Source organism: Herminiimonas sp. (genome assembly GCF_030655415.1).
The window spans coordinates 476,884-502,555 of sequence record NZ_JAURVN010000002.1 but is presented as its reverse complement, the minus strand read 5'-3'; the positions used below and the strand labels follow the sequence as shown (position 1 = coordinate 502,555).

Here is a 25,672-nt window from a genome sequence, read left to right as displayed (position 1 = left end):
GAAACCATGTTGCCCCAGTTCATTTCAAGCTACCGTCAGCATGTCGCCGAACGCGCGGCACTGGGCATTCCGCCGCTGCCCTTGTCTGCCAAGCAGACTGGCGAAGTGATTGATCTGCTGAAAAATCCGCCCAAAGGCGAAGAAGCGTTTTTGCTCGATCTGATCACCCACCGCGTTCCCGCCGGCGTGGACGATGCGGCCAAGGTCAAGGCCAGCTACCTGGCGGCGGTGGCGCACGGCACCGAAAAGTGCGCGCTGATCTCGCGTGAAAAAGCCACGCAACTGCTGGGCACCATGCTGGGCGGCTACAACATCAGCCCGATGATCGACCTGCTCGACGACGCGCAGGACAGCGTTGCCACGCAAGCTGCCAACGGCCTGAAGAATACGCTGCTGATGTTCGACCAGTTCCACGACGTCCAGGAAAAAGCCGACAAGGGCAACACCTACGCAAAAGCCGTGCTGCAAAGCTGGGCTGATGCCGAGTGGTTCACCAGCCGCCCGGAAGTGCCCGAATCCATCAAGCTGACCGTGTTCAAGGTGGCCGGCGAGATCAACACCGACGACTTGTCGCCCGCGCCCGACGCCTGGAGCCGCCCCGATATTCCGCTGCACGCGCTGGCCATGCACAAGAATGCCCGCCCCGGTGTCACGCCGGAAGAAGACGGCAAACGCGGCCCGGTCAAGTTCATTGAAGAGCTCAAGGCCAGGGGCAACCTCGTGGCCTACGTCGGCGACGTGGTGGGCACCGGATCCTCCCGCAAGTCCGCCACCAATTCGGTGCTGTGGTTCACCGGGCAAGATATTCCCCACGTACCGAACAAACGCTTTGGCGGTGTCTGCCTGGGCGGCAAAATCGCGCCGATTTTCTACAACACGATGGAAGACTCCGGCGCACTGCCGATCGAGCTTGACGTGAGCCAGATGGCCATGGGCGACGTGATCGAGCTGCGCCCTTACAAAGGCAAGGTCCTGAAAGACGGCAAGGTCATTGCCGAGTTCGGGCTCAAGAGCGATGTGCTGTTTGACGAAGTGCGCGCCGGTGGCCGCATTCCCCTGATCGTCGGCCGCGGCCTGACTGCCAAGGCGCGCACCGCGCTGGGCTTGCCGGTGTCAACGCAATTCCGTTTGCCGCAGAACCCGGCCGACAGCGGCCGCGGCTTCACCCTGGCGCAGAAAATGGTCGGCCGCGCCGTCGGCCTGCCTGAAGGCCAAGGCGTGCGCCCCGGCACTTACTGCGAACCGAAGATGACCTCGGTAGGCTCGCAGGACACCACCGGCCCGATGACCCGCGACGAGTTGAAAGACCTGGCCTGCCTGGGCTTCAGCGCCGATCTGGTGATGCAGTCTTTCTGCCACACCGCGGCTTATCCGAAACCAGTCGATGTGAAGATGCATCACGAGCTGCCTGATTTCATCAGCACACGTGGCGGTGTGCCGCTGCGCCCCGGCGACGGCATCATCCACAGTTGGCTCAACCGCATGCTGCTGCCCGACACCGTGGGCACCGGCGGCGACAGCCACACCCGCTTCCCCATCGGCATCAGTTTCCCCGCAGGCTCCGGCCTGGTGGCTTTTGGCGCCGCCACCGGCGTGATGCCGCTGGACATGCCCGAGAGTGTGCTGGTGCGTTTCAAGGGCAAGATGCAGCCCGGCATTACCTTGCGCGACCTGGTCAATGCGATTCCCTTGTACGCGATCAAGGCCGGCTTGCTGACGGTGGCCAAAAGCGCCAAGAAAAACATTTTCTCGGGCCGCATTCTTGAAATTGAAGGCCTGCCGGACCTGAAGGTCGAGCAGGCGTTCGAGCTGAGCGATGCGTCGGCCGAGCGTTCGGCGGGCGGCTGCACGGTTCATCTGAACAAGGAACCGATCATCGAGTACATCAACAGCAACATCACCATGCTCAAGTGGATGATTGCAAGCGGATACGAGGATACGCGCACCATCAAGCGCCGCATCGCCGCGATGCAAGCCTGGCTGGCCGACCCGCAGTTGCTCAAAGGTGACGCCGATGCCGAATACGCCGCCATCATCGAGATCGACCTGGCCGACATCCATGAGCCCATCGTCGCCTGCCCGAACGACCCGGACGATGTGAAAACCCTGAGCGATGTGGCCGGTGCGAAGATCGACGAAGTATTCATCGGCAGTTGCATGACCAACATCGGCCACTTCCGCGCAGCGTCCAAGCTGCTAGAGAACAAACGCGACATTCCGGTCAAGCTCTGGATGGCGCCGCCGACCAAGATGGACGCCAGGCAGTTGAGCGAAGAAGGCCACTACGGCGTGCTGGGCTCGGCCGGCGCGCGCATGGAAATGCCGGGCTGCAGCCTATGCATGGGCAACCAGGCCCAGGTCAAAGAAGGCGCCACCGTGTTTTCCACCTCGACGCGCAACTTCCCGAATCGTCTGGGCAAAAACTCCAATGTGTACCTCGGTTCCGCCGAACTGGCCGCCATCTGCTCCAAGCTGGGCCGCATTCCGAACAACGCCGAGTACATGGCCGACATGGGCGTGCTGATGGCGGCCAGCGACACGGTGTACCAGTATCTGAACTTTGACCAGGTCAAAGATTACACAGACGTGGCGGATACCGTGAAAGATGGCGTGCCGGCCTAAGCACCATACTGTTCGCTTAACCGTTCGGGCTGAGCTTGTCGAAGCCTGTTTGCACTGTGATGACCCTTCGACAGGCTCAGGGCGAACGGGGTTGTAGCGCTTAAATGAACAGCATTGGGCCTAAGGCGCCATACTGTTCACCAAGCCGTTCGGGCTGCACCCGAGGGAAAAACGGGTGGCTCGGTCTTGTTCACCGGCACGCGCAAGTCGTCCAGATAGTCATGTGCAATGTTGACCGTACTCTCCACGCCCAGCGAGCGGTAGCGCTCGGTCAGCCACTGCCTGCCGCAGGCAATGCCCAGATCGCGCAGCGAATGAATCAGGGCCTTGTCCGTTGACGACTTGGTCGCCGCCGTGAATTTCTCCATCGCGTCGCCCCCGTCAATGCGATGCATCAACACGTCTTTGTAATGCGTGGCGTCCAGCTTGCCCTCGGCCAGCAGGCGTTTGACAAAATCAATGGCACGCATCTCGGCAATCAGCGCCGCATTAAAGGTGATCTCATTGACGCGATCCATGATTTCACCGGCATTTTTCGGTAGCCTGTCGCGCCGGATCGGGTTGATTTGCACCAGCACGATGTCGCGGCTGTCGCAGTGGTGGATCAAGGGGTGCATGGCCGGGTTGCCGGAATAACCACCGTCCCAGTAGTGGTCGCCGTCAATCTCCACCGCCTGAAACACCATCGGCAGGCAGGCCGAGGCCATCACCGCGCTGGCGGTCAGCCGTTTCCCCGCAAACACCTCGGCCTTGCCGCTGGTCATGCGCGTGGCGACCACAAACACCTTGGGCGTGCCTGGACCTTGGGCGGCTGCCAGCCGTTCGAAGTCCACCTGCTTTTCGAGAAAATCCTTCAGCGGATTGATATCGAAGGGATTGCTCTGGTAGGGCGACAGCGCATTGGACCAGTAACGCATCATCGCATCGGCCCACAGCTTGGTCGGCCAGTTGCCGCCACCCATCTGGCCGAACAAAATGCCAAAAGGGGCGCGCTGCATCTGCGACAGCGAGGACGACAGCGCGCCCATGTCGACAATGCCGCTCCAGAAACTGTCCAGCGCCTGGCGCGCCGCGTCATTCCGGTCGGCCCGGGGTTTGCCTTCCGACTGGGCAAAACCGTGCGCCAGCGCCACCGCATTCATTGCGCCGGCACTGGTGCCGCTGATGCCTTCCAGATCGACACGTCCGTCTTCCAGCAAGGCCTCGAGCACACCCCAGGTGAACGCACCGTGCGAGCCGCCACCCTGCAGCGCCAGGTTGATGCGGGGTATTTGTGTTTCAGAACTGTGCGAAGAAGGAGAGTCAGGAGGAGGCATGTGTTTAGCTTAGCAAGAATCGGACACAGCACCGTGACAAACACCATGAATTACCTGACCGGCTAGCCCAGCCTTTTCCCGAGCGACAACAAGAAGAGAACGGAACGGAATTCTTCGTATCTCAGGGAATCAGCCCCATCGCATGCATGTAGGCGGGATGCACCATCAGCGCATCCCATTCGTGCGCCGGTGTCGTCGGCAGCAGATCAAGCCGGCGCAGCTCACTGGCTTCCAGCGCCTCCCAGGCCCCTTTGAGCAGGCTTTCCGCCATGCCATCGAGCAATTCGTCCACCGCCTCGCCCCCGTCGACCGACTGGTTGCACAGCAAAACCATGTCGCAACCAGCGTTCAGCGCGGCCATGGCCGCCTCGGTGTAGCTGACTTGTTTGCCATCAATCAGCCGGGCGCCGGCCATGCTCAGGTCGTCGCTGAAAATCGCGCCGCCGAAACCGAGCTGGCCGCGCAGGATGTAGGTGAGCCACTTTTCCGAAAAACCTGCCGGGCGGGCATCGACCCGGGGGTAGATCACATGCGCCGGCATCACGCTGGTGAGCGTGGTGTTGAGCCAGTCGTAAGGCGCGGCGTCGTCCAGCAAAATGGCCTTGAGACTGCGCCTGTCCACCGGAATGTCGGTGTGCGAATCGGCCTTCACAAAACCGTGCCCGGGGAAGTGTTTTCCGCAGTTGGCCATGCCGCTTTGCAGCAGGCCGTGCATCAGACTCTTGGCCAGCAGGCTGACGGCACGCGGGTCTCTGGCAAACGCGCGGTCGCCGATGACACTGCTTCGGGAAGCGCCGGGCCGCCCCAAGCTGACCGAGCCCCCCCGGGGGGCAGCAAGCGCCTGCGCTTGCGTGGGGGCACCATCCTGATAGTCCAGGTCCAGCACCGGCGTGAAGCTGAAGTCCACGCCGCAGGAGCGCAGCTCGGCACCGAGCACATAGCCGCAAGCGGTGGCGGCGTTGGTCGCGGCCATGGGGTCCTTGAGCCATAACTCGCCCAGCGCGCGCATCGGCGGCAGGTGGGTGAAGCCATCGCTTTTGAAGCGCTGGACGCGGCCGCCTTCATGGTCCACGCAGATCAGCAGGTCCTGGCGCACTTTTTTGATGTCGCGGCACAGCGCCGCCAACTGTTTGCGGTTTTCCCAGTTGCGCGCAAACAAAATGATGCCGCCGGTCAGCGGATGCTTGAGGCGGCGGCAGTCGGTTTTGCTTAAGGTCAGGCCGGCAATGTCGATGATCAGGGGGGCGTGTAGGCTCATGGGTGCTGGGTTGTAAAAAAATGGGCAGGCTCAGCCTGGCGCGTTTTGCTCGACCACCACAAAGCTGGCGGCATAGTCGGTCTCGTCGGTCACGCTGACATGGGCGGTCAGGCCGCGCGCCTCAAACCATTCCTTGAGCGCACCATGCAGCACAATTTCAGGTTTGCCACTGACGGCTTTGGTAATTTCGCAATGGCGCCAGGTCATGGGCAAACGCAGTCCCAAGCCAACGGCTTTGCTGAAAGCCTCTTTCGCCGAAAACCGCGTGGCCAGGTAGCGCAGGCCGCGCTCGGGCCAGCGCGCACTGCGGGCTTTCCAGGTCGCGAGTTCGGCGTCGCTGAGGATTCTCTGCGCGAAGCGTTCGCCGTGCCGCTCCACGCTGGCGCGCACACGGCGCACGTCGCAGATGTCGGTGCCTATGCCATAAATCATTCTGGCTTGAACCTCGGTTCAAAAGCATCATCAATGCAGCGCAAATAATCCTTCACGGCGGCGCTGTAGCCGAGCTCCAGCGCATCGGAAATCAGCGCATGACCAATCGACACCTCCCGCACACCGGGCACCGCGCGCAGGAACTCCGTGAGGTTGTCCCGGTTCAGGTCGTGGCCTGCGTTGACGCCTAAATTAATAGCCGCCGCCGCCTGCCCCGCATGGACAAAATTGCTTAAAACCCTGTCTTTTTCGGCCGTGCCCCAGGCCCGCGCATAGGTCTCGGTGTAGAACTCCACCCGATCCGCGCCGACCGCCTGGGCCGCCGCCATGGCCTGCGGCAGCGGGTCCATGAACAGGCTGACCCGCACACCCCGTCGATGCACTTCGTCTATCAGCGGTTTCAGACGCTCGGCATCGTCGGGAAAGTTCCAGCCGTGGTCGCTGGTGAACTGGCCTTCGCTGTCGGGCACGAAAGTGCATTGGTGCAATGGCAGGCCCCGCGCCGACAGGTTGCGAACGAACGTCATCAGGTTATGCAGGGGATTGCCCTCCACATTGAACTCGCGGTCCGGCCAGTCTTTCATCAGCGCTGCCAGTTCATAGACATCGCTGCTGCGGATATGCCGCTCATCGGGCCGCGGGTGGACGGTGATGCCCTGCGCGCCGGCCTCCAGGCACAGACGCGCAGCACGCAGCACATCGGGAATGCCCAGATGGCGGGTGTTGCGCAGCAGGGCGACCTTGTTGACGTTGACCGACAAGGCGGTTTTGGAGCTTGAGGCGTGTGTTGCTGTCATGGGTGTGGCCTGTGAATTACAAAGCCTGCAGATCGATCATCATCTGCCGGGTCTTGAGAACCTTCACGCCGCAATGGTAGTGCAGCAGCGCGCGCAACTGGGTTTTGAGCTCGGGCAGGTGGTTGACGCAGGCCTGCACCGTGTCGGTAAACGGTGCGTTATCGCGCAGGGTGCCCTGCAGGCTGAGCCACTGCTCACCGTGCAGGCTGGCGCGGTCATCGTCGTGCGCTTCGCGCAAGCCGGCTTCGGCCACCAGCACGTAGCGGGTCTGCGCCTGAAGCGGCGCCAGCGTCGCGGTCTGTGCGTCCAGCGTCGGCAGCAGGCCGATGTCACGCAGCAGGCGCAACTCGAAAGCGCGCAAGGCCACCTGCAAGGTGCCCGCGCTCTGGCTGGCCAGCAGTTGCACGGTGGCGGCATACGCGTCAAACAGCGCCTGGTGCGGGTCGTCCCGCGCCAGCAGGCGCATCAGCAGCTCGTTCAGGTAATAACCCGACAGCAAGGCGTCGCCGGTCGGCATGACGTGGCCGCCCTGCCACTCGGCACTTCGGAGCATGCGGATTTCAGCATCGCCGCCAAAGGCAATATGCAGCGGCTGCAACGGCAGCAGGATGGGCCTGAAATTCGAACTTGGTTTTTTGGCGCCGCGCGCCACCAGCGCAATGCGGCCATAACTGCGGGTGAAGACTTCCAGGATCAGGCTGGACTCGCTCCAGTCGTAGCGGTGCAGCACATAGGCCGGTTCGTCGCTGATGCGTTTGATTGCCACAGAAAAGTGTCAGGAAAAAAAATGGCAGGCCAACGCGCGACCGGCAAAAGAAAATCCAAGCCGGGGCCGCGGAACCGGCTTTGCCGGGCCGCAGGCGCAGCGCCCCCTTGGGGGGCAGGAAGCCACACGAAGTGGGCGACCGTGGGGGCTAGTGTTCATCGGCTTTGCCGGGCCGCAGGCGCAGCGGCCCCCTCGGGGGGCAGAAAGCTACACGCAGTGAGCGACCGTGGGGGCATCATTCGTAACCGAAGGTTTTGACGCGCGCCTCATCATCGGCCCAGCCGGAGCGCACCTTGACCCATATCTCCAGAAACACCTTGCCGCCGGTCAGGGCTTCGAGCTCATGCCGCGCTTCGGTGCCTATGCGCTTGAGTTTTTCACCCTTCTCGCCAATGATCATGCCCTTGTGGCCCTCACGCTCGACGACGATGGTGGCGGCGATCCTGCGCAGCTCGCCCTCCTGCTCGAACTTGTCGATGATCACGGTCGAGGTGTAAGGCAGCTCGTCGCCGGTCAGTCGGAACAGCTTTTCACGCACGATCTCGGCGGCCATGAAGCGTTCGCTGCGGTCGGTCAGTTCGTCGGCGCCGTACATCCAGGGCTGCTCGGGCAGGTATTTTTCGCAGATGCCGAACAACCGCTCGACGTCCCTGGCATTGTTGGCCGACATGGGCACGAACTCGGCAAACTTGTGGCGCTCCTGCATCTCCTTGAGCCAGGGCGCGATCTCGGCGCGGCGGTGGATCAGGTCAAACTTGTTGGCCAGCAAAATCGCCGGGGTTTTCTCGGGCAGCAAGGACAGCACTTTGGCGTCGGCCTGGTTGAACTGACCGGCCTCGACGACAAACACAATCAGGTCCACGTCATTGACGGCGCCGACCACGGTGCGGTTCAGCGAGCGGTTCAGGGCGTTGCCGTGCCGGGTCTGAAAACCGGGCGTGTCGACAAACACGAACTGGGTCGCACCGACCGTGCGCATACCGGTGATGCGGTGCCGCGTGGTTTGCGCCTTGCGCGAGGTGATGCTGATTTTCTGCCCCACCAGTGCGTTGAGCAGGGTCGATTTGCCCACATTGGGCTTGCCGACGATGGCGATCAGCCCGCAACGCTGCCCTTCATCTGGTGGCGCGTTATTGGCCTGCGACGACATGGCTCGGGCCAGCATGGCTTCCAGCGCCTGGTTCTGCTCCGGCGCGTGTGCGGCTGCAACGCCCGCCAGCGCAGGCGGGGTGTCGATGGGCGCAGCAGGCCGCGCCGGTTTTTTGGAGGTTTTTTTGCCTGGCGTCATGGTTGGGGGGTCTCTGCTGGCGGCTGTGCTTGCAGCGCCTGGTTCATCACCATCAATCGAGTGTTTTCACGTAAGCCAGCATGGCCGCCGCCGCCGCCTGCTCACCGGCACGCCGCGAACCGCCAATACCGCGTTCGGCCCGTCCATATTCGCCGATTTCGCATTCCACATCAAAGGTCTGCTTGTGGGCCGCGCCCAGCGTTCCGACCACGCGGTAAATCGGCAGGTTCATTTTGCGGCCCTGCAGCCATTCCTGCAACTCGGTCTTGGCGTCTTTGCCAATCGCCTGCATTTGCGGGTTGATCTCCACGTCCTTGAACAGACGGCGCACGAGCTGGTTCGCCTTGTCAAACCCGGCGTCAAGGTAAACGGCGCCAATGACCGCCTCCAGCGCATCGGCCAGGATGGACGGCCGCTTCTGCCCGCCCGACCTGGCTTCGCCCTCGCCGAGGCGTACCAACGGCGGCAAGCCAAGATGAACCGCCACTTGGTGCAGCGTGTCCTGCTTGACCAGATTGGCGCGCACCCGCGACAAATCGCCTTCGGGCAGTTCGCTCAGGCGTTCATAGAGCAAACCGGCCACCGCCAGGTTGAGCACGGAGTCGCCCAGAAACTCGATGCGTTCGTTGTGGTCCGCCGAAAAGCTGCGATGAGTCAGTGCCTGCTGCAGCAGACGGGAATTGGAAAATACATGCTCCAGACGCTGTTGCAGCGCCTGAAGGCCAGGGCTCAAAAGGGGACTCGCACGCACTTACTTGGATCGGCCCGCGTATTTGAGCAGCAGGTAAGCCGGCCCACCAATATGAATTTCCCTGTTGTAGGCAAAACTGACGGTCACTTTGTCACCGTCCTTGCTGACTTCGAGGTCTTTGCCGCTGATCGACTTGATGTCGTCGATGGCACCCGCCCTGTCGAAAATCGCCCGCACTTCGGGAACCGTGTCGCCTTCGGCAGCCTTGTTGGCGGCTTTGGTGATGGCCTGAAACTCGATCAGCGTGGGAAGCACTTGGGCGACTATCACTCCACTGAAGGCCAGCACCCCGCCCACGAACAGGATGCCAATGAACGAAATGCCACGTTGCCGATTTTTCATGCGTTTCTCCAGCGTTGCCAATTTAGTCCAATAAACTGTTTTTGTCTCTGCCCTGCTGACGTGCCATGTCCAGGGCCGCCCCGATCAGTCAACCGCTCCAATGCGCTTGAGATTACCAAAGTTCATCCAGACAAAAAAGGCTTTGCCCACGATGTTTTTCTCAGGGACAAAACCCCAGTAACGCGAGTCCAGCGAGTTGTCGCGATTGTCACCCATCATGAAGTAGTGACCCGCGGGCACCTTGCAAACCACGCCCTCGCTACTGTAACGGCAATTTTGCCGATATTGGAAGTCATCTGCCCCGGCGATAAAGGCCGGACGGTCTTCGTCATTGAGCAGACGGTAGGCCTTGTTGCCGCTGGTTTCCTGAAACTGTTTGGCATAACGCAGGGCGTCTTCGTCAAAAAAATCAGGCAGCGCAACTTTAGGCAGGGGCTTGCCATTGACAGTGAGCGTCTTGTTCAGGTAGGCCACTTCGTCGCCGGGCACACCGACCACCCGTTTGATGTAATCCTGGCTCGGTTTCGGGGGGTATCGAAACACCATTACGTCACCACGCTGGGGGCTGTTGTTGGCTATCACCTTGAGGTTGATGACCGGCAGGCGTACGCCGTAATGGAACTTGTTCACGAGAATCAGGTCGCCCACCAGCAAGGTCGGAATCATCGAGCCGGACGGGATCTTGAAAGGCTCGAAAAGGAAGGAGCGCAGCAGAAACACCACCACGATGACCGGAAACAGACCCGCGGTCCAGTCCAGCCACCACGGCTGCAGCAGGATTTTGGCCCGGGCTTCCTCGATGCTGCCATCGACCTGGCTGATGCCCCTGCCGGCCAGCTCGCTGCGGCGCCTGGCCGCCTCCTGCTCAATGAGCACGGCCGCCTGGCGGCGCTGCGGCCAGAAGTAAAACTTCTCGGCCAGCCAGTAGATGCCGGTGACCACAGTCGCCAAGAACAGCAGCAGCGAGAAGTTGCCGTCCACCACGCCGAAATACCAGGCGCCGCCGTAGCCGACAAACACGGCCAGCACCGCCGCGGTGATTGGACTCATCAGGCTCAGCATTATTCTTCCACCTGCAATATGGCCAGGAAGGCCTCTTGAGGCACTTCCACCGAACCGATTTGTTTCATGCGTTTTTTACCCGCTTTTTGTTTGTCGAGAAGCTTGCGCTTGCGGGAGATATCGCCGCCGTAACACTTGGCAATCACGTTTTTGCGCAGCGCCTTGATTGTCTCACGCGCGATGATGTTGGCCCCGATGGCGGCCTGGATCGCCACGTCGAACTGCTGCCTGGAAATGATTTCCCGCATCTTGGCGACAACCGCCCGGCCGCGGTAGGCCGACTGGCTGCGGTGGACGATGATGGACAGCGCATCGACCTTCTCGCCATTGAGCAGAATGTCCACCTTGACCACGTCGGACGCCCTGAACTCCTTGAACTCGTAGTCCATGGAGGCGTAGCCGCGCGAGACCGACTTGAGCTTGTCGAAGAAGTCCAGCACGATCTCGCCCAGCGGCATTTCGTAGGTCAGCATGACCTGCTTGCCGTGGTAGGCCATGTTGAGCTGCACGCCGCGCTTGAGGTTGGCCAGCGTCATGACGGCGCCCACATAATCCTGCGGCATGTACAGATGCACGGTGACGATGGGCTCGCGAATCTCGCTCACCTTGCCGGCGTCGGGGATCTTCGACGGGTTTTCGACCCGGATGATCTCGCCATCGGCCTTCACCACTTCGTACACCACACTGGGCGCGGTGGTGATCAGGTCCTGGTCGAATTCACGCTCGAGCCGCTGCTGAACAATTTCCATGTGCAGCAGGCCCAAGAAGCCGCAGCGAAACCCAAAACCAAGCGCCTGGCTGACCTCCGGTTCATAGTGCAGCGACGCATCGTTGAGCTTGAGCTTTTCCAGCGCGTCGCGCAGCGAATCGTACTCGCTGGCTTCTGTCGGGTACAGGCCGGCAAACACCTGCGGCTGGATCTCCTTGAAGCCCGGCAAGGCTTCGGTCGCCGTGGCGGCCGCCCCGCCCGTGCCGGGTTTGATCAGGGTCACGGTGTCGCCGACCCGCGCCGCCTGCAGTTCCTTGATGCCGGCAATGATGAAGCCGACCTCGCCGGCCTCCAGCGCATCGCGCGCTTCGGTATGCGGGGTAAAAACCCCCAACTGGTCGGCGTTGTAGGTCGCTTCGCTGGCCATCAGCTTGATGCGATCACCCTTGGCCAGCCTGCCATCGACCACACGCACCAGCATGACCACACCCACGTAGGCGTCGTACCAACTGTCGACAATCATCGCGCGCAGCGGTCCGTCCGGATTGCCTCGGGGCGGCGGTATTCTGGCAATCACGGCTTCCAGAATCTCGTCGATGCCCATGCCGGTCTTGGCGCTGCAGGGAATCGCATCGGTCGCGTCGATGCCGATCACGTCTTCGATTTCCTGCTTCGCATTGTCCGGGTCGGCCTGCGGCAAATCCATCTTGTTGAGCACCGGCACCACCGTCACGCCGAGGTCGAGTGCGGTGTAGCAGTTGGCCACCGTCTGCGCTTCAACGCCCTGGCTCGCGTCGACAACGAGCAAGGCGCCTTCACAGGCCGACAGCGAACGACTCACCTCATAAGAGAAGTCCACATGGCCGGGGGTGTCGATCAGATTGAGGTTGTAGATCTGGCCGTCGAGCGCCTTGTATTGGAGCGCAGCAGTCTGCGCCTTGATGGTTATCCCACGCTCCTTTTCCAGATCCATGGAGTCGAGAACCTGCGCACTCATCTCACGGTCCTGCAAACCGCCACAACGCTGGATGATGCGGTCAGCGAGCGTGGATTTGCCGTGATCAATATGCGCAATGATCGAAAAGTTTCTGATGTGATTCATCAAAGGGAACGCCTAAGTACTTGAAAATATTGCGAAGAAACCAAGGCCAATTCGCGAGAGCCATAAAAAAGGGCGCGTCACTTGAGACGCGCCCTGAACCAACAATCTATGGCAACTGCGATAGTTGGAAGCTTCATTGTAGGCAAAAAGCCGGCAAGATATGGTCGCGAAATTGCCAAATTTTTCTCGTTGCAAGGCAGCAACATGGATTTTATGCACAGCTTACTCACAATTTCAATTTGAAGATTCTGGACAACTTGTGGGCGATCTGTGGAGCGATAGCGAATCCCGTCAATTCATGCTGAATCGCGATTTTTTGGTTGTTTAATATATTAAAAATATCAAAAATTCCATGTTCATTCTACCTAAATTCGTCATTAGACAGATTTTAATGTTAGTGATTACAAACATTAAAACCAGTGCCGGGGGCTTGAAAAAATATTTTTTTATTGTCTGAAAAAGGCCCGGCAGGCAAAACCCCCAGCCCTGAGCAGGGTATGGGGGTTGAAGAACGCAAGCGCCTGCGTCGAGCAGGCCCTCGCCTCGACGCTTATGACGTTAACGGGGCGAGCGAATCAGCGCGTATTGAGTCCACTCGCCACGCCGGAACAGCACGTTGACGGCTTTGCTCTTGTCAACTTTGGCCAGCGCCGCTTCAAAATCCTTGACGCCGGTAATTTCGGTATTGGCAATGGCCAGAATCACATCGCCTTCGCGCAGCCCGGCGCGGGCGGCAGCACCTTCACTGGCGTCGACCTTGACGCCGCCTTTGAGCTTGAGCTCTTTCTTCAGCGCGTCAGGCAATTCGCTGACCACCAGGCCCAGCACCTGGGCGGGGCCGGCCACCGGCGGCTTGCCCTCGGGCGACTGCGCCTTGCGCACCGGTTTTTCCGCCTCTACTTCACCAATCGTCACGCTCAGGTCTCTGGCGCTGCCGCGCCTGAACACCGTGATGGTGGCCCGGGTGCCCGGTTTCACGTTGCCCACCAGCCGCGGCAGGTCGCTCGCTTTATCAATCACCTTGCCTTCAAATCGGGTGATGATGTCGCCCGCTTCGATGCCGGCTTTTTCAGCCGGCGAAGCGGCCTCGACGCCGCGCACCAGCGCGCCCTGCGCCTTGCCCAGTCCGATGGACTCCGCAACGTCCTTGCTGACCTGGTCAATCTGCACGCCGATGCGTCCGCGGGTGACCCGCCCGTTGCTGCGCAACTGGTCCGCCACGCGGGTGGCCTCGTCGATCGGGATGGCAAACGATATTCCCTGGAAACCGCCGGAACGCGAATAAATCTGGCTGTTGATGCCCACCACCTCGCCGCGCATATTGATGAGCGGACCGCCAGAATTGCCGGGGTTGATCGCCACATCGGTCTGAATGAAGGGCAGGTAGTCGCCCGTGTCGCGCTGCTTGGCGCTGACGATGCCGGCGGTCACGGTGTTTTCAAGACCAAAGGGTGAGCCAATCGCCATGACCCATTCACCGACCTTCATGCGACCGGCGTCGCCGATTTTCACCGCTGGCAAACCCGCGGCTTCAATTTTGACCACCGCCACATCGGTGCGCTTGTCCGTGCCTATGATCCTGGCCTTGAACTCGCGCTTGTCCGTCAGCGTCACCAGCACCTCATCGGCGCCTTCGACGACATGGGCATTGGTCATGACCAACCCGTCAGATGTCAGGATGAACCCCGAACCCACGCCGCGCGGCTGCTCTTCTTCCTGCTGGCCGCGGTCCGGACGCGGCGGGCGCGGCAGGTTCGGCGGCACCGGAATGCCAAAACGCCGGAAAAACTCCAGCATTTGCTCGTCAGCGCTACCGGCTGCGCCGGCCTTGACTTTTTCCACCGTCCGGATATTGACGACCGACGGACCGACCTGCTCCACCAGATCGGTGAAGTCGGGCAGGCTGCGGGTTTGCGCCATCAGCGTTTGAGCAGGCATCAGGGCCAGGGCGCCTCCCAGCGCGAGCGCGACGACGACGAGGTACGAGCGACATGGTTTCCAATTCAGATTAAACATCATCAGCCTTCGAAAAAAATTGCCGGAACAGAAATTATCGGAAAAATGAGGCGCTACTTCATGCGTTCAAGACCGTCGGCGAACAGGCGCAGGGTGGTCATGGGCGCCTCGCCCATCACGGTCAGCCAGTAAGCGTCGACACGCCGGGTCAGCGACTGGGTGGCGCCCAGGGACAGCCCGGATTCCTTGGTGTGGCGCTGACTGTCGAAAGGCTCGACAAAAATCGACACGGAAGCCAGGCCGTCGGAAAAAATCCACTGCATGGGGTCGCCCCTGGACTGCGTCGCATCCGGGCGCTTGTAGCAGCTCATGGGCTGAAAGCCGGCCACCGGTGTTTTCAGCACCCAGCCCTCGGCGCTGGCCGTGGTTTTGACCAAGCCAGGCTTGTCAACCCGGTAACCATCGATCCTGCCCATCATTTGCAGCAGTTCGTCAATTTTGATGGGCGCGTCAAACTGCAATTCTGAAAATGCCGCCTGCTCAAGCACTTTGCCGTCGGTGTCCAGCGTTTGCAGCTTGACGACCAGTCCCTTCTTCTGCTCGGCCCAGACGCGGTAACCAAAGCGCATCGCGTCTTTCGGCGTCAAGGCAATGATGTCGGTCTCCACGCCCGCCACCCGCTCTCTGCCCTCCTGCCGGGCTTTGTAGAAGTCGGCAATCCGGTTGTTGGTGGATTTGAGCAACTCGGGAAAAAGGCCCAGCGATTCCCGCTTTTCAGTACGGACCACCTTGCGCTCAGGCATGAAGGTCACAACCAGGTCGTTATGCCGGAAGATCGCGCGCGGTACGCCTGTCAGCGTTTCGACCCGTTCAATTTGCTGCACACCGTCGCAGACATGCCAGATTTTGGCGCTGGCCATCACACCGCCGGAAGTCACCACAAACGTGCCCACATAAGAACGGTCTCTGGAGGCTTCATGCATGCGCATCAACCAGTCGTTGATGTTGTTGGCCTCCGCGGCAAGCCCCGAAGCGGCCGGTTCCCGTGTCTGAGCCGCCATGAAATCAGCAACTGTCAACGAACAGACGACAAGGGCAACAAGGCGAAAAGTCTTGAGGTTCATGGCGCTGGACAGGCGTGGCGTTGCGGACAGCGACCGCTTCAACGCCGTTCGTCCTGAGACGTTTCAAACGTGGCGTTCCGCAGGAAGCCCGAGGGCACCTGCAAAGCCGAGGTACCGCCAAACTGCTTGTGCGCAGCCAGCAGTTCCTGCATTCTGGCATCGCGCACCATGGTGCCCTGTCCGGACACGACCAGCACCTGCTGCGCGGTATCTGACCGGGCCAGTTGTGGCGCGGCAGAAGGCGTCAGCAGACCCGACCCGACGTGCCAGGCAATCGCCGCCACGGCCGTGATGGAAGCAAAACCCGCCACCAGCCTCCAGCGAAAGCCGGCATCGTTGGCGGCCTCGCGCGGAACATTGCCTGCCGGTTGCCCGGCTATCGGCAGGCTTTTTTGTCCTTCCGAATCGGCAGACGCAGCCACCCCCGGTTTTGCATCGAGGGCCGGCTCCAGGCTCAGGCGAGCGCTCAGGCGCGTGACAAACGCCGCATCAGACGCATGCGCCGTCAGCCCGGGCGAACGCAACACATCACCAATAAGATGATAGGCATTCCAGCGGGCCAGCGCCTGGGCATCGCCTTCGCACACCGCGAGTGCATCGGCAAAGTCCTCACCCTCCAACTGGCCGTCAACCAGGGCGGAAATCAGTTCACGGTTTTGCGTTATCGGTTTCATGGTGTCCCTGGGCAGCTTGTGCCTGCCGGTTTCAATCATTTACTCTGGTACTGCAACCCGGAAGTAGCGAAACATCATGAAAGTGATGGATTCGTACCCAGGGCAAGGCGCAAGCCGCAGCGAAGGCTGGTGGCCGCCTTCGCAAGGGTTGCAACGCCGCCATGGGTGCAAAGACGCGCTTTCATGTTTCGATATTTTTGGGTTGCAGTACCAGTGTCCTGTGGGTTCCTTTACCACCGCTTGCCGGACTGATTTTCCAGCAAGGGTTTTATTCTTTCGGAAATAGCTTCCCGAGCCCTGAAAATACGTGAACGCACGGTGCCAATCGGACAATTCATCGCCTCAGCGATCTCTTCGTAGCTCAAACCTTCAATCTCCCGCAAGGTAATGGCCAGGCGCAACTCTTCGGGCAAAGCGTCCATGGCGGCGTTGACCATTTGTGCAATCTCCTTGCCGGCAAGCACGGCTTCGGGCGTTTCCGAACTGATTAGTTCGTTTTCCAGCGGGGAAGTTTCATCGCCTTCATCGCTTTGGCCGGATCTAAAGGAATTTTCCGAGACCGTCGGGTTGCGCTTGAGCTCCATCAACGCCTTTTTCGCGGTGTTGACGGCAATCCGGTACAGCCAGGTGTAGAACTGGGCCTCGCCCCGGAACTGGGCGAGCGCGCGGTAAGCCCGGATAAAAGTGTCCTGGGCAATGTCTTCCACCAGGTCCACATCACGCACCATGCGACCGATCAGGCGCTGAATGCGGCGCTGGTATTTGATCACCAGCAGCTCAAACGCTTTCTGGTCGCCCGCGACCGTACGCTCGACCAGCATGGCATCGCTATCGCTGGCCGTGGCAGGTTCTTGAGGGGGCGTGTCGGCGCTCATGAATAAGGGCGCGGCCGATGGGGTTCGGTCAAACAATCCGCTGCGGCAACAGGTGGCATGGGATCAGGCGGCATGGCGATGGGCAATGCCTTGGACCGCGAATAGACGGCACGGCGCAAATCCAGCCAGCGTTCCGGCAGGGCTGTCCGGCCGGCCCACAGCCATAGGGTGGCGTGGTCGTGGTTCTCCAGCCTAAGCAGCAGGATGCGCTGAAAATCAAGCTCAACCGACAGCTCTCGCACCAGTGTTCCCGCCTGATAACCCTGACTTTCCCAACGCCAGACCTGCCCGTCCCAGCGCAATTGGCCGATGGGCGAGTTTTTCCATCCCAGCCCGGCCAATGCACCGGATGCCAGCGTGGCGGCAAGCGCCGCCCCCAGCCGCCAGTCAAACCCTGGCGCGGCATGCCACCACAGCGCCAGCACCGCCAGCCCGGCCAGCCAGAGGCCCAGCAGCACCAAGCCCTGAAAATGCGAGCGCCCCAGCGGATAGACAACCGGTGGGGCGTTATGCATGGTCAGGGCAGGACTTGACGGGGCTTGAGACTGATCGCGTGAAAGAAAGAAGCATCAGGCCCGCTTGAACACCAGCGTCCCGTTGGTGCCGCCAAAACCGAAGTTGTTTTTGACGGCAACGTCGATTTTGGCGTCACGGGCCGTGTTCGCGCAGTAATCCAGGTCGCACTCGGGATCCTGGCTGAAGATGTTGATGGTCGGCGGAATCTTCTGATGGTGCAGCGCCAGCACGGCAAACACCGACTCGATGCCGCCCGCGCCGCCGAGCAGGTGCCCGGTCATGGACTTGGTCGAGCTCACCACCATGCGTCTGGCATGGTCGCCGAACGCGGCCTTGATGGCGTTGCTCTCGTTGGTGTCGCCCAGCGGCGTCGAGGTGCCGTGGGCATTGAGGTAATCCACCGCATCGGCATTAAGGCCGGCATTGCGCAGCGCGCCCAGCATGGCGCGGCGCGGGCCGTCCATGTTGGGCGCCGTGATGTGCCCGGCATCGGCACTCATGCCGAAACCCGCCAGCTCGGCATAAATTCTGGCGCCCCGCGCTTTGGCATGTTCGTACTCTTCGAGCACCATCATGCCGGCGCCCTCGCCCAGCACAAAACCGTCCCGGTCCTTGTCCCAGGGGCGGCTGGCGGTCTTGGGGTCGTCGTTGCGGGTGGACAGCGCGCGCATCGCGGCAAACCCGCCTATGCCCAGCGGCGAGACCGTCGCCTCGGAGCCGCCCGCAACCATCACGTCCGCATCGCCGTACTCGATCATGCGGCCAGCATCGCCGATGCAATGCAAGCCGGTCGTGCATGCCGTGACGATGGCAATGTTGGGGCCCTTGAAACCGAATTTCATCGACACATGGCCGGCGATCATGTTGATGATCGTGCCGGGTACAAAAAACGGCGTGATGCGCCGCGGACCGCGCTTGGCCAGTTCATCGTGGGTGTCTTCAATCAGCGGCAAGCCGCCAATGCCCGAACCGATGACGCAACCGATGCGCACGGCCTCGTCGCCGGTCAGCGCTTCACCGGTTTTCAGGCCACTGTCGGCCACCGCCTGGCAGGCCGCCGCCAGACCGTAGTGGATAAAGGTATCCATGTGCCGGGCTTCTTTTTCGGGGATGTAGTCCCCGATGGAAAAACCCTTGACTTCGCCCGCAATCCTGCAGGCAAAGGCACTGGCATCGAATTTGGTGATCAGGTCAATGCCGGACTGACCCGCCAGCAAATTGGCCCAGCTCTCAGCCACCGTGTTACCCACGGGGCTGATGCAACCCAGACCTGTCACAACGACGCGACGACGGCTCATGCGCAAATCCTGAAGAAATTCTCAAAAGGCCGGAGACGGCCCTTCAAGCGGGATGAAAAAAGACCGGGGTCTTTAGGCTTTTTGATGGGTGTTCGCGTAGTCGATCGCGTTCTGGACGGTGGTGATCTTCTCCGCGTCTTCGTCGGGAATCTCGATGCCAAACTCGTCTTCCAGAGCCATCACCAGTTCTACGGTGTCAAGCGAGTCAGCGCCCAGATCGGCCACAAAGGCTTTTCCGTTGGTGACCTGGCCTTCTTCCACGCCAAGCTGCTCGGCAATGATTTTCTTAACACGTGCTTCGATATCGCTCATAGTTCCCTCTGAGGGTTGTGAATTAATCCGTGATTTTAGCGTTGTTGGAGTTGTCTCCCCAGTCCGCCAGCCGGACGGATAAAACCCGGCTTGTCCTCCGGCGCCTGCAGGCGGCTCCGCGTCACCATTATTCATGATCATGGTGACGCAGGGCACATGCCTGCATGCCGCCGGATGATTTACATGTACATTCCGCCGTTGACGTGAAGTTCCTGCCCGGTGATGTAGCCGGCCTGCGGGCTGGCGACAAAAGCCACTGCGTGGGCAATGTCCTGCGGCTTGCCCAGATGGCCCAGCGGAATCTGCCCGAGCAGCGCCTTCTGCTGCTCCTCAGGCAAGCCTGCCGTCATGTCGGTTTCGATAAAACCCGGAGCCACGCAGTTGACGGTGACGTTGCGGCTGCCCAGCTCGCGGGCCAGCGCCCGCGTCATGCCGGCCACACCGGCCTTGGCCGCCGCGTAGTTGGCCTGCCCGGCGTTGCCCGACGCACCGACCACCGAGGTGATGTTGATGATGCGGCCATAACGCTGCTTCATCATCGTGCGCATCACCGCGCGGCTCATGCGGAACACCGCTTTCAGGTTGGTGTCCAGCACCGCATCCCAGTCCTCGTCCTTCAGGCGCATGGCCAGCATGTCGCGCGTGATGCCGGCATTGTTGACCAGCACCTGCAGGCCGCCATGCGCCTTGACGATGCCGTCGATCAGCGCCTCTGCCGCCACGGCGTCGTTCACATTGAGGTTTTTGCCCGCGCAGCCAGGAAAAGCAGCCAGCGCCTGGCTGATTCTTGCCGCGCCCTCGTCAGTGGTCGCGGTACCAATCACTTTCAAGCCGCGGTGCGCCAGCTCAAGCGCTATGGCCGCGCCGATGCCGCGTGACGCGCCGGTGACCAGCGCAACCTGTCCTTCAAACTTGGTATCAGTCATGCCAGCAATTCCTTGGCTTGCGCCATGCTATCGGGATCGAACAGGGCCACGCCTGTCAGTTCCGCATCGATGCGCTTGACCATGCCGGCCAGAACCTTGCCGGGGCCGCACTCGACAAGGACGGACAACCCGCGCGTCTTGATGGCCTGCACACATTCGACCCAGCGGACCGGCCCAAAGGCCTGCTTGTACAAGGCTGCGCGAATACGGTCGGGCTCTGTCTCGACGGCGACCTCGATGTTGTTGATCAGCGGGAGCCGCGGCGCGGCGAAACTCACGCCAGAGAGTTTTTCCTTCAGCCTGTCGGCGGCGGGTTTCATCAGGCTGGAGTGAAACGGGGCCGACACCGGCAGCGGCAAGGCGCGCTTGGCGCCCCTGGCCTTGAGCACTTCGCAGGCTTTTTCCACGGCGGCCTTGCTGCCGGCAATCACCGTCTGCATCGGGTCGTTGAAGTTGACAGCCTCCACGACTTCAGCGGTGTTCGGGCCAAACGTGCGAACAGCTTCGGTGCAACCTTCAACGACCCGGGACGCCGGCATGCCCAAAATCGCAGCCATCGCGCCCACGCCCACCGGCACCGCATCCTGCATGGCCTGCGCGCGAAAACGCACCAGCGGCGCCGCCTGCGCCAGGCTCAAGACACCGGCGGCCACCAGCGCGGAATATTCACCGAGCGAATGGCCGGCAACGACAGAAGGCGCCGCGCCAGTCTCGGCCATCCAGGCACGGTAAGCCGCCACACCGGCAACCAGCATCACCGGCTGGGTGTTGGTGGTCAGCGCCAGCGCTTCCTTCGGGCCTTCCCTGATCAGTCTGGCAAGGTCCTCGCCGAGCGCGTCGGATGCCTCCCGGAGCGTCTCCAGCACGGCAGGGTGATCACCCCAGGCGTCCAGCATGCCCACCGACTGGGAGCCTTGCCCGGGAAAAACAAAAGCAAAAGGTTTCATGAAGTCATCAATAAAAACAGTTTCCAACCCCTAGGTGACAGGCGTAGGAGGCTATAGATTCAGGAGTACGGCACCCCAGGTGAAGCCCCCGCCCACGCCTTCGAGCATCAGGGTGTCACCCTTTTTGATCTTGCCGCTGCGCACCGACACGTCGAGCGCCAACGGAATGGAAGCGGCCGAGGTGTTGCCGTGCTGGTCCACCGTGACGATCACTTTTTCCATCGACATCTTGAGCTTCCTCGCGGTGCTCTGCATGATGCGGATATTGGCCTGGTGCGGAATCAGCCAGTCGATATCGGCCTCCTGCAGGCCAGCCTTGGCCAGGGTCGCGCGCGCCGCGTCTTCGAGCACACCCACCGCCAGCTTGAAGACGGCCTGCCCGTCCATCTTGAGCAGCGGGTCGCCCAGCACCTTGCCGCCCGCCACGGTACCCGGCACACACAAAATACCGACGTGTTTGCCATCGGCGTGCAAGTCGGTGGCCAGGATGCCGGGCGTCTCGGACGCTTCCAGCACCACGGCGCCGGCGCCGTCGCCAAACAGCACGCAGGTGGTGCGGTCTGAAAAATCCAGAATGCGCGAAAAGACTTCCGCGCCTATCACCAGCGCCTTGGTGGCCGAACCGGTTTTGATCATCGCGTCGGCAATGGTCAGCGCATACACAAAGCCGCTGCAAACCGCCTGCACGTCAAACGCCGGGCAGCCAGCCATGCCGAGCTTGTTTTGCAAAATGCATGCCGCCGACGGAAAGATCATGTCGGGGGTTGAGGTGGCGACGATGATCAGATCAATGTCTTTGGCTTCGACGCCTGCGGCCTGCAAGGCGTTTTTGGCAGCCTCGGCCCCCAAATCGCTGCTGCACACTTCGGGCGCGGCAAAGTGGCGGGCCCGAATCCCGGTGCGCTCGACAATCCATTCGTCAGAGGTTTCAACACCTTGAGCGGCCAGTTCAGCGACCAGTTCGGCGTTGCTCAAGCGGCGCGGCGGCAGGTAGCTGCCCGTGCCTGTGATGCGTGAATAAGGGCTCATTGTGATTAAAGTGGGTGCAAGGGTATTGAATCAGCAATCTGGAAAACCACCGGAGCGGCTGCGGCGCCCGGCTGCGCCGAGGCTTTAGCCAGTAGCGGCGCAGCATGGGCAATGCGTTCCCTCACCCTCTCCAGCAAATTGTTGCGAGCTGCATCATAAGCCCGATTCAGAGCCCGCTCAAAAGCGAACGCATCGGCCGAACCGTGGCTTTTAAACACCAGGCCACGCAGGCCCAGCAGCGCCGCACCATTGTAACGCCTGTGATCAACCCGGTTTTTAAAGGCAGATAACACCGGATAAGCAACGATAGCAGCAAATTTAGTGAAGATATTGCGTGAAAATTCAGCCCGCATGAAGTCGCCAATCATGCTGGCCAGGCCTTCGCTGGCCTTCAGCGCGACATTACCGACAAAGCCGTCACAGACCACGATGTCAACGACGCCTTTGAAAATGTCATTGCCTTCGACATTGCCATGAAAGTTCAAATCGCCGGCATTAGAGGCAGATCGCAGCAATTTGCCGGCTTTTTTTATTATTTCGCTGCCTTTGATTGCTTCTTCGCCAATATTGAGCAGGCCGACACTGGGATTTGATTTATTGGCGATGGCCGAAACCAGGGCCGAGCCCATCACCGCAAACTGAAATAAATGGTCTTCGGTGCAATCGATATTGGCACCCAGATCAAGCACAGTGGTCGCGCCGCCAGCCGCATTGGGCAACTGGGTGGCAATGGCCGGGCGGTCAATGCCGTCCAGCGTTTTGAGCACATAACGGGCAATGGCCATCAGCGCGCCGGTGTTGCCGGCCGAGACCGCGGCTTGGGCGGCACCGTCCCTCACCTGGGTGATTGCGACGCGCATCGACGAGTCTTTTTTGCGGCGCAAGGCGACCTCGATCGGATCGTCCATGGCCACCACCTCGGAAGCAGCCAGCACCTGACAGCGCGGATGGGACTGGAGGTGGGAATACTGGGGCTGCGAGGCCAGTGCGGCGGGCTGGCCCACCAGCACAATGGCGGCCTCCGGATGGCTGTCCAGAAAAGCCTGACTGGCCGGGATGGTGACGGACGGGCCGAAATCCCCGCCCATGGCATCGACGGCTATCCTGATCACGGCAGGACCTGTGCAGTCAAAATGGGGGAATTCAACAAAACAAAGGCCCGCAGTATCAGTGCGGGCCGGTCGTTAAAGCGCGAATTACGCTTCGGATTTGGTTTTCAGCACCTTGCGGCCACGGTAAAAACCGGTGGGGCTGATATGGTGACGCAGGTGCGTCTCGCCAGTGGTGGATTCGACGGCGATGCCGGGCACGGTCAATGCATTGTGAGCGCGGTGCATGCCGCGCTTGGAAGGTGATTTTTTGTTCTGCTGGACGGCCATGATCCGCTCCTGAGGGGGTATAGGGTGGGTAAATTACGCAGCCACCCATCAGAGGGCAGCAACGTCAAGCCTCGGATTATAGCGCGATACGTCCGGTTTTTCCAGTCGCCACGCCCATTGGCAAAACACCGGCCCATTCACCGCATGGGGAAAACCCCATCATTGCTTCGGCTTTTTGAGCTGAGCCAGCGCCGCAAAGGGATGGGGCTTGGCATCCTCTTGCTGCGCCAGCTCGGACTCCCCTGCGCTGAACACCGGGGTTTCGGGGCAGGTTTCATGCATGGGCACCAGCGGCAAAGCCATCAGCAACTCGTCTTCCAGCACTTCCAGCAAATCGAATTGCGGCGCCATGACCAGCAGGTCTTCTTCGGACTGGTCGTCCTCAAGCATCGCGATGTCTTCATCGGCGACGAAGCGGTACCACTGATCGACTTCCACCACGGTCGCCACGGCGCCCATGCAGCGCTGGCAGGTCAGCGGCAGCGTCGCCCTGGCTTCCAGCCGGAGCCAGACATCGTCATCGGACCCGGCACGGGGCCGCAACTCGCCGGTGGCCCGCCATCTGACCGTCAAGTCGGGTTCCAGCCCTTGTATTTCCTGCGCCAGGCGCTGTAAATTTTGTAGCGGCGTGATTTCGACGAGCGGCACGCCTTCCTGGGCAAAAACCCGCATATTGAGCCGCTGGGCGTGAAGATGTCTGGACATGGCAGCAGTGTAAGAGAATCGAAGCATGAACCCTGCACCGTCCCCGGATGCCCGCGCCGGCCTCCTTCCCCAAACATCGCGCCGACTGATTCTGGGCTCCACCTCGCCGTATCGCCGTGAATTGCTGCAGCGCCTGCAAATCCCCTTCGACGTCGCCTCGCCCGACGTGGATGAAACCCCGCGGCCCGGTGAAGCCCCGGCGCTACTCGCCCGGCGTCTGGCACTGGCCAAGGCCAGGGCCGTGGCCGCCAACTTCCCGGAGGCGGTGGTGATCGGCTCGGATCAGGTGGCGGACCTGAACGGCCAGCCGCTCGGGAAACCCGGTAGCCACGCCCGTGCCGTCGCCCAGTTGCGCCAGATGCGCGGCCAGACCGTCGTGTTCCAGACCGCGGTGGCGGTCGTGTGCCAGCAAAGCGGTTTCGAGCAGACCGATCTGGCGGCGGTGAAGGTGCGGTTTCGACTGCTCAGCGACGATGAGATCGAAAACTACCTGTACGCCGAGCAGCCTTACGACTGCGCCGGCAGCGCCAAGAGCGAAGGCCTGGGCATCGCCCTCCTGGCCTCCATCGAGAACGACGATCCGACCGCCCTGGTCGGCCTGCCCCTGATCCGCACCTGCCGGCTGATCCAGGCCGCCGGCGTGATCCTGCTGGCGAACAAGAAAAACGAGTCATGAGCAGCGTCAAAGGCAAGCTCTACCTGGTGCCCGCGCCGTTGGATTTCGGCTGCGATGTTCAAACGCCCATCCAGGACGTGATGCCGCTGGCCACGCTGCAGCGAGCCGCCGCGCTGTCCTGCTGGATTTGCGAAAACGCCAAAAGCACACGCGCCTACCTCAAGCGGGTCAATGAAGTGCAGCCGTTGCAGCAAGCCGTGCAATTGCAACAGATTCAAGAGCTGCCGCGCGAGGTACACAAAAAAGGCGACCATGGCGGCAACTTCGATGCCCGACCCCTGTTGCAACCGGCCCTCACAGGCCGCGACATCGGTCTGGTCAGCGAAGCCGGCATGCCGGCGATTGCCGACCCGGGTTCGTCGGTGGTGCGCGCCGCCCACGACCTGGGCCTGCAGGTGCTGCCGCTGGTCGGGCCGATGTCCCTGATGCTGGCCCTGAGCGCCAGCGGCCTGAACGGCCAAAACTTTGCGTTTGTCGGCTACCTGCCGCAGGACGGCGGCGAACGCAGCCAGCGCATCCGCGAACTCGAATCACTGGCGCTGAAGACCGGCCAGACGCAGATTTTCATTGAAACGCCCTACCGCAACACCGCCCTGCTGCAGGCGCTGCTGCAGACCCTGCAACCGGGCACCCGGTTGGCTTTGAGCTGCGGCCTGACGATGGCCAGCGGCTGGTCGCGCAGCGCGCAGGTCAGCAATTGGAAGCGCGACAAGGGCGGCGCGGCGCTGGGCCTGCCCACGGTTTTTTGCATAGGCCGCTGACACTGTCGGCGAGTGCGCAGCGAAGGGCCGCCCCGAGCAAGCACAGCCC

General features: G+C 61.3%; 26 protein-coding genes. 3 read left to right on the top strand and 23 right to left on the bottom strand.

Features of this window, described 5'->3' with window-relative positions; all coding sequences use genetic code 11:
* Positions 1-6: 6 nt before the first annotated feature.
* Entirely contained in the window at positions 7-2,622 is a 2,616-nt protein-coding gene (locus Q7T66_RS02410; protein ID WP_304931661.1) for a bifunctional aconitate hydratase 2/2-methylisocitrate dehydratase, read from the top strand.
* Positions 2,623-2,759: 137 nt separating this feature from the next.
* On the opposite strand, the gene Q7T66_RS02405 is transcribed toward Q7T66_RS02410, so the two are convergent.
* From Q7T66_RS02405 to Q7T66_RS02295, 23 genes are all read right to left on the bottom strand, one after another.
* Positions 2,760-3,938 (bottom strand): patatin-like phospholipase family protein, encoded by a 1,179-nt coding sequence (locus tag Q7T66_RS02405; RefSeq protein WP_304931660.1) that lies wholly within the window; start codon positions 3,936-3,938, stop codon positions 2,760-2,762.
* Positions 3,939-4,059: 121 nt separating this feature from the next.
* Positions 4,060-5,196, bottom strand: a complete 1,137-nt coding sequence (gene nagZ, locus Q7T66_RS02400) for a beta-N-acetylhexosaminidase (RefSeq protein ID WP_304931658.1) — start codon at positions 5,194-5,196, stop codon at positions 4,060-4,062.
* 30 nt (positions 5,197-5,226) lie between these two features.
* On the bottom strand, positions 5,227-5,628 hold the full coding sequence (acpS, locus tag Q7T66_RS02395; protein ID WP_304931657.1) for a holo-ACP synthase: 402 nt from the start codon (positions 5,626-5,628) through the stop codon (positions 5,227-5,229).
* Positions 5,625-6,425: a pyridoxine 5'-phosphate synthase gene (locus Q7T66_RS02390; RefSeq protein WP_304931656.1), complete on the bottom strand. Its 801-nt coding sequence runs from the start codon at positions 6,423-6,425 to the stop codon at positions 5,625-5,627. Before Q7T66_RS02390 ends, acpS begins: the two co-directional genes overlap by 4 nt.
* A 16-nt stretch (positions 6,426-6,441) precedes the next feature.
* Positions 6,442-7,191 (bottom strand): DNA repair protein RecO, encoded by a 750-nt coding sequence (gene recO / locus Q7T66_RS02385; RefSeq protein ID WP_304931655.1) that lies wholly within the window; start codon positions 7,189-7,191, stop codon positions 6,442-6,444.
* A 235-nt stretch (positions 7,192-7,426) separates the two neighbouring features.
* Positions 7,427-8,356: a GTPase Era gene (era, locus tag Q7T66_RS02380; protein WP_304931714.1), complete on the bottom strand. Its 930-nt coding sequence runs from the start codon at positions 8,354-8,356 to the stop codon at positions 7,427-7,429.
* A gap of 175 nt (positions 8,357-8,531) precedes the next feature.
* Positions 8,532-9,212: a ribonuclease III gene (gene rnc / locus Q7T66_RS02375; protein WP_304931654.1), complete on the bottom strand. Its 681-nt coding sequence runs from the start codon at positions 9,210-9,212 to the stop codon at positions 8,532-8,534.
* An 18-nt stretch (positions 9,213-9,230) separates the two neighbouring features.
* Positions 9,231-9,572, bottom strand: coding sequence for a DUF4845 domain-containing protein (locus tag Q7T66_RS02370; RefSeq protein ID WP_304931653.1), 342 nt, complete (start codon positions 9,570-9,572; stop codon positions 9,231-9,233).
* 84 nt (positions 9,573-9,656) lie between these two features.
* On the bottom strand, positions 9,657-10,634 hold the full coding sequence (gene lepB, locus Q7T66_RS02365) for a signal peptidase I (protein ID WP_304931652.1): 978 nt from the start codon (positions 10,632-10,634) through the stop codon (positions 9,657-9,659).
* Complete coding sequence (lepA, locus tag Q7T66_RS02360; RefSeq protein ID WP_304931651.1) at positions 10,634-12,445, bottom strand: translation elongation factor 4; 1,812 nt, start codon at positions 12,443-12,445, stop codon at positions 10,634-10,636. Before lepA ends, lepB begins: the two co-directional genes overlap by 1 nt.
* A gap of 558 nt (positions 12,446-13,003) precedes the next feature.
* The gene (locus tag Q7T66_RS02355) at positions 13,004-14,461 is read right to left on the bottom strand and encodes a DegQ family serine endoprotease (RefSeq protein WP_304931650.1); all 1,458 of its coding nucleotides are present in this window, start codon (positions 14,459-14,461) and stop codon (positions 13,004-13,006) included.
* 53 nt (positions 14,462-14,514) lie between these two features.
* Positions 14,515-15,525: a MucB/RseB C-terminal domain-containing protein gene (locus Q7T66_RS02350; RefSeq protein WP_304931649.1), complete on the bottom strand. Its 1,011-nt coding sequence runs from the start codon at positions 15,523-15,525 to the stop codon at positions 14,515-14,517.
* A gap of 38 nt (positions 15,526-15,563) precedes the next feature.
* Positions 15,564-16,238 carry a sigma-E factor negative regulatory protein gene (locus tag Q7T66_RS02345; protein ID WP_304931648.1) on the bottom strand — a complete coding sequence of 225 codons (675 nt, stop codon included), beginning with the start codon at positions 16,236-16,238 and terminating at the stop codon, positions 15,564-15,566.
* A gap of 191 nt (positions 16,239-16,429) precedes the next feature.
* Positions 16,430-17,074 carry an RNA polymerase sigma factor RpoE gene (gene rpoE, locus Q7T66_RS02340; protein WP_304931647.1) on the bottom strand — a complete coding sequence of 215 codons (645 nt, stop codon included), beginning with the start codon at positions 17,072-17,074 and terminating at the stop codon, positions 16,430-16,432.
* Positions 17,071-17,589 (bottom strand): hypothetical protein, encoded by a 519-nt coding sequence (locus tag Q7T66_RS02335; protein WP_304931646.1) that lies wholly within the window; start codon positions 17,587-17,589, stop codon positions 17,071-17,073. Before Q7T66_RS02335 ends, rpoE begins: the two co-directional genes overlap by 4 nt.
* A gap of 54 nt (positions 17,590-17,643) precedes the next feature.
* On the bottom strand, positions 17,644-18,888 hold the full coding sequence (fabF, locus tag Q7T66_RS02330; RefSeq protein WP_304931645.1) for a beta-ketoacyl-ACP synthase II: 1,245 nt from the start codon (positions 18,886-18,888) through the stop codon (positions 17,644-17,646).
* A gap of 72 nt (positions 18,889-18,960) precedes the next feature.
* On the bottom strand, positions 18,961-19,200 hold the full coding sequence (gene acpP / locus Q7T66_RS02325; RefSeq protein ID WP_304931644.1) for an acyl carrier protein: 240 nt from the start codon (positions 19,198-19,200) through the stop codon (positions 18,961-18,963).
* Between the two features lie 179 nt (positions 19,201-19,379).
* Positions 19,380-20,126: a 3-oxoacyl-ACP reductase FabG gene (gene fabG / locus Q7T66_RS02320; protein ID WP_304931643.1), complete on the bottom strand. Its 747-nt coding sequence runs from the start codon at positions 20,124-20,126 to the stop codon at positions 19,380-19,382.
* Positions 20,123-21,073, bottom strand: coding sequence for an ACP S-malonyltransferase (gene fabD, locus Q7T66_RS02315; RefSeq protein ID WP_304931642.1), 951 nt, complete (start codon positions 21,071-21,073; stop codon positions 20,123-20,125). Before fabD ends, fabG begins: the two co-directional genes overlap by 4 nt.
* Positions 21,074-21,124: 51 nt before the next feature.
* Positions 21,125-22,102, bottom strand: coding sequence for a beta-ketoacyl-ACP synthase III (locus Q7T66_RS02310; RefSeq protein WP_304931640.1), 978 nt, complete (start codon positions 22,100-22,102; stop codon positions 21,125-21,127).
* 5 nt (positions 22,103-22,107) lie between these two features.
* The gene (plsX, locus tag Q7T66_RS02305) at positions 22,108-23,214 is read right to left on the bottom strand and encodes a phosphate acyltransferase PlsX (protein ID WP_304931639.1); all 1,107 of its coding nucleotides are present in this window, start codon (positions 23,212-23,214) and stop codon (positions 22,108-22,110) included.
* Positions 23,215-23,298: 84 nt separating this feature from the next.
* Positions 23,299-23,481, bottom strand: a complete 183-nt coding sequence (gene rpmF / locus Q7T66_RS02300) for a 50S ribosomal protein L32 (protein ID WP_096669354.1) — start codon at positions 23,479-23,481, stop codon at positions 23,299-23,301.
* 159 nt (positions 23,482-23,640) lie between these two features.
* Complete coding sequence (locus Q7T66_RS02295; protein WP_304931638.1) at positions 23,641-24,186, bottom strand: DUF177 domain-containing protein; 546 nt, start codon at positions 24,184-24,186, stop codon at positions 23,641-23,643.
* A gap of 25 nt (positions 24,187-24,211) precedes the next feature.
* On the opposite strand from Q7T66_RS02295, the gene Q7T66_RS02290 reads away from it, so the two are divergent.
* A complete protein-coding gene (locus Q7T66_RS02290; RefSeq protein ID WP_304931637.1) occupies positions 24,212-24,862 on the top strand; it encodes a Maf family nucleotide pyrophosphatase in 651 nt (216 codons plus the stop codon).
* On the top strand, positions 24,859-25,623 hold the full coding sequence (locus Q7T66_RS02285; protein WP_304931636.1) for an SAM-dependent methyltransferase: 765 nt from the start codon (positions 24,859-24,861) through the stop codon (positions 25,621-25,623). Before Q7T66_RS02290 ends, Q7T66_RS02285 begins: the two co-directional genes overlap by 4 nt.
* Positions 25,624-25,672: the final 49 nt, after the last annotated feature.

What these genes read in the sequence shown, in the direction of transcription:
- Q7T66_RS02285 (WP_304931636.1), top strand. Translation starts at nt 24,859, where the DNA reads ATGAGCAGCGTCAAAGGCAAGCTCTACCTGGTGCCCGCGCCGTTGGAT.
- Q7T66_RS02390 (WP_304931656.1), bottom strand. Translation starts at nt 6,425, where the DNA reads ATGACAGCAACACACGCCTCAAGCTCCAAAACCGCCTTGTCGGTCAAC.
- Q7T66_RS02290 (WP_304931637.1), top strand. Translation starts at nt 24,212, where the DNA reads ATGAACCCTGCACCGTCCCCGGATGCCCGCGCCGGCCTCCTTCCCCAA.
- Q7T66_RS02310 (WP_304931640.1), bottom strand. Translation starts at nt 22,102, where the DNA reads ATGAGCCCTTATTCACGCATCACAGGCACGGGCAGCTACCTGCCGCCG.
- lepB (WP_304931652.1), bottom strand. Translation starts at nt 10,634, where the DNA reads ATGCTGAGCCTGATGAGTCCAATCACCGCGGCGGTGCTGGCCGTGTTT.
- Q7T66_RS02350 (WP_304931649.1), bottom strand. Translation starts at nt 15,525, where the DNA reads ATGAACCTCAAGACTTTTCGCCTTGTTGCCCTTGTCGTCTGTTCGTTG.
- Q7T66_RS02335 (WP_304931646.1), bottom strand. Translation starts at nt 17,589, where the DNA reads ATGCATAACGCCCCACCGGTTGTCTATCCGCTGGGGCGCTCGCATTTT.
- Q7T66_RS02355 (WP_304931650.1), bottom strand. Translation starts at nt 14,461, where the DNA reads ATGTTTAATCTGAATTGGAAACCATGTCGCTCGTACCTCGTCGTCGTC.
- era (WP_304931714.1), bottom strand. Translation starts at nt 8,356, where the DNA reads ATGCTGGCCCGAGCCATGTCGTCGCAGGCCAATAACGCGCCACCAGAT.
- rpoE (WP_304931647.1), bottom strand. Translation starts at nt 17,074, where the DNA reads ATGAGCGCCGACACGCCCCCTCAAGAACCTGCCACGGCCAGCGATAGC.
- lepA (WP_304931651.1), bottom strand. Translation starts at nt 12,445, where the DNA reads ATGAATCACATCAGAAACTTTTCGATCATTGCGCATATTGATCACGGC.
- acpS (WP_304931657.1), bottom strand. Translation starts at nt 5,628, where the DNA reads ATGATTTATGGCATAGGCACCGACATCTGCGACGTGCGCCGTGTGCGC.
- rpmF (WP_096669354.1), bottom strand. Translation starts at nt 23,481, where the DNA reads ATGGCCGTCCAGCAGAACAAAAAATCACCTTCCAAGCGCGGCATGCAC.
- Q7T66_RS02405 (WP_304931660.1), bottom strand. Translation starts at nt 3,938, where the DNA reads ATGCCTCCTCCTGACTCTCCTTCTTCGCACAGTTCTGAAACACAAATA.
- Q7T66_RS02345 (WP_304931648.1), bottom strand. Translation starts at nt 16,238, where the DNA reads ATGATTGAAACCGGCAGGCACAAGCTGCCCAGGGACACCATGAAACCG.
- Q7T66_RS02295 (WP_304931638.1), bottom strand. Translation starts at nt 24,186, where the DNA reads ATGTCCAGACATCTTCACGCCCAGCGGCTCAATATGCGGGTTTTTGCC.
- fabD (WP_304931642.1), bottom strand. Translation starts at nt 21,073, where the DNA reads ATGAAACCTTTTGCTTTTGTTTTTCCCGGGCAAGGCTCCCAGTCGGTG.
- fabG (WP_304931643.1), bottom strand. Translation starts at nt 20,126, where the DNA reads ATGACTGATACCAAGTTTGAAGGACAGGTTGCGCTGGTCACCGGCGCG.
- Q7T66_RS02370 (WP_304931653.1), bottom strand. Translation starts at nt 9,572, where the DNA reads ATGAAAAATCGGCAACGTGGCATTTCGTTCATTGGCATCCTGTTCGTG.
- acpP (WP_304931644.1), bottom strand. Translation starts at nt 19,200, where the DNA reads ATGAGCGATATCGAAGCACGTGTTAAGAAAATCATTGCCGAGCAGCTT.
- Q7T66_RS02410 (WP_304931661.1), top strand. Translation starts at nt 7, where the DNA reads ATGTTGCCCCAGTTCATTTCAAGCTACCGTCAGCATGTCGCCGAACGC.
- nagZ (WP_304931658.1), bottom strand. Translation starts at nt 5,196, where the DNA reads ATGAGCCTACACGCCCCCCTGATCATCGACATTGCCGGCCTGACCTTA.
- fabF (WP_304931645.1), bottom strand. Translation starts at nt 18,888, where the DNA reads ATGAGCCGTCGTCGCGTCGTTGTGACAGGTCTGGGTTGCATCAGCCCC.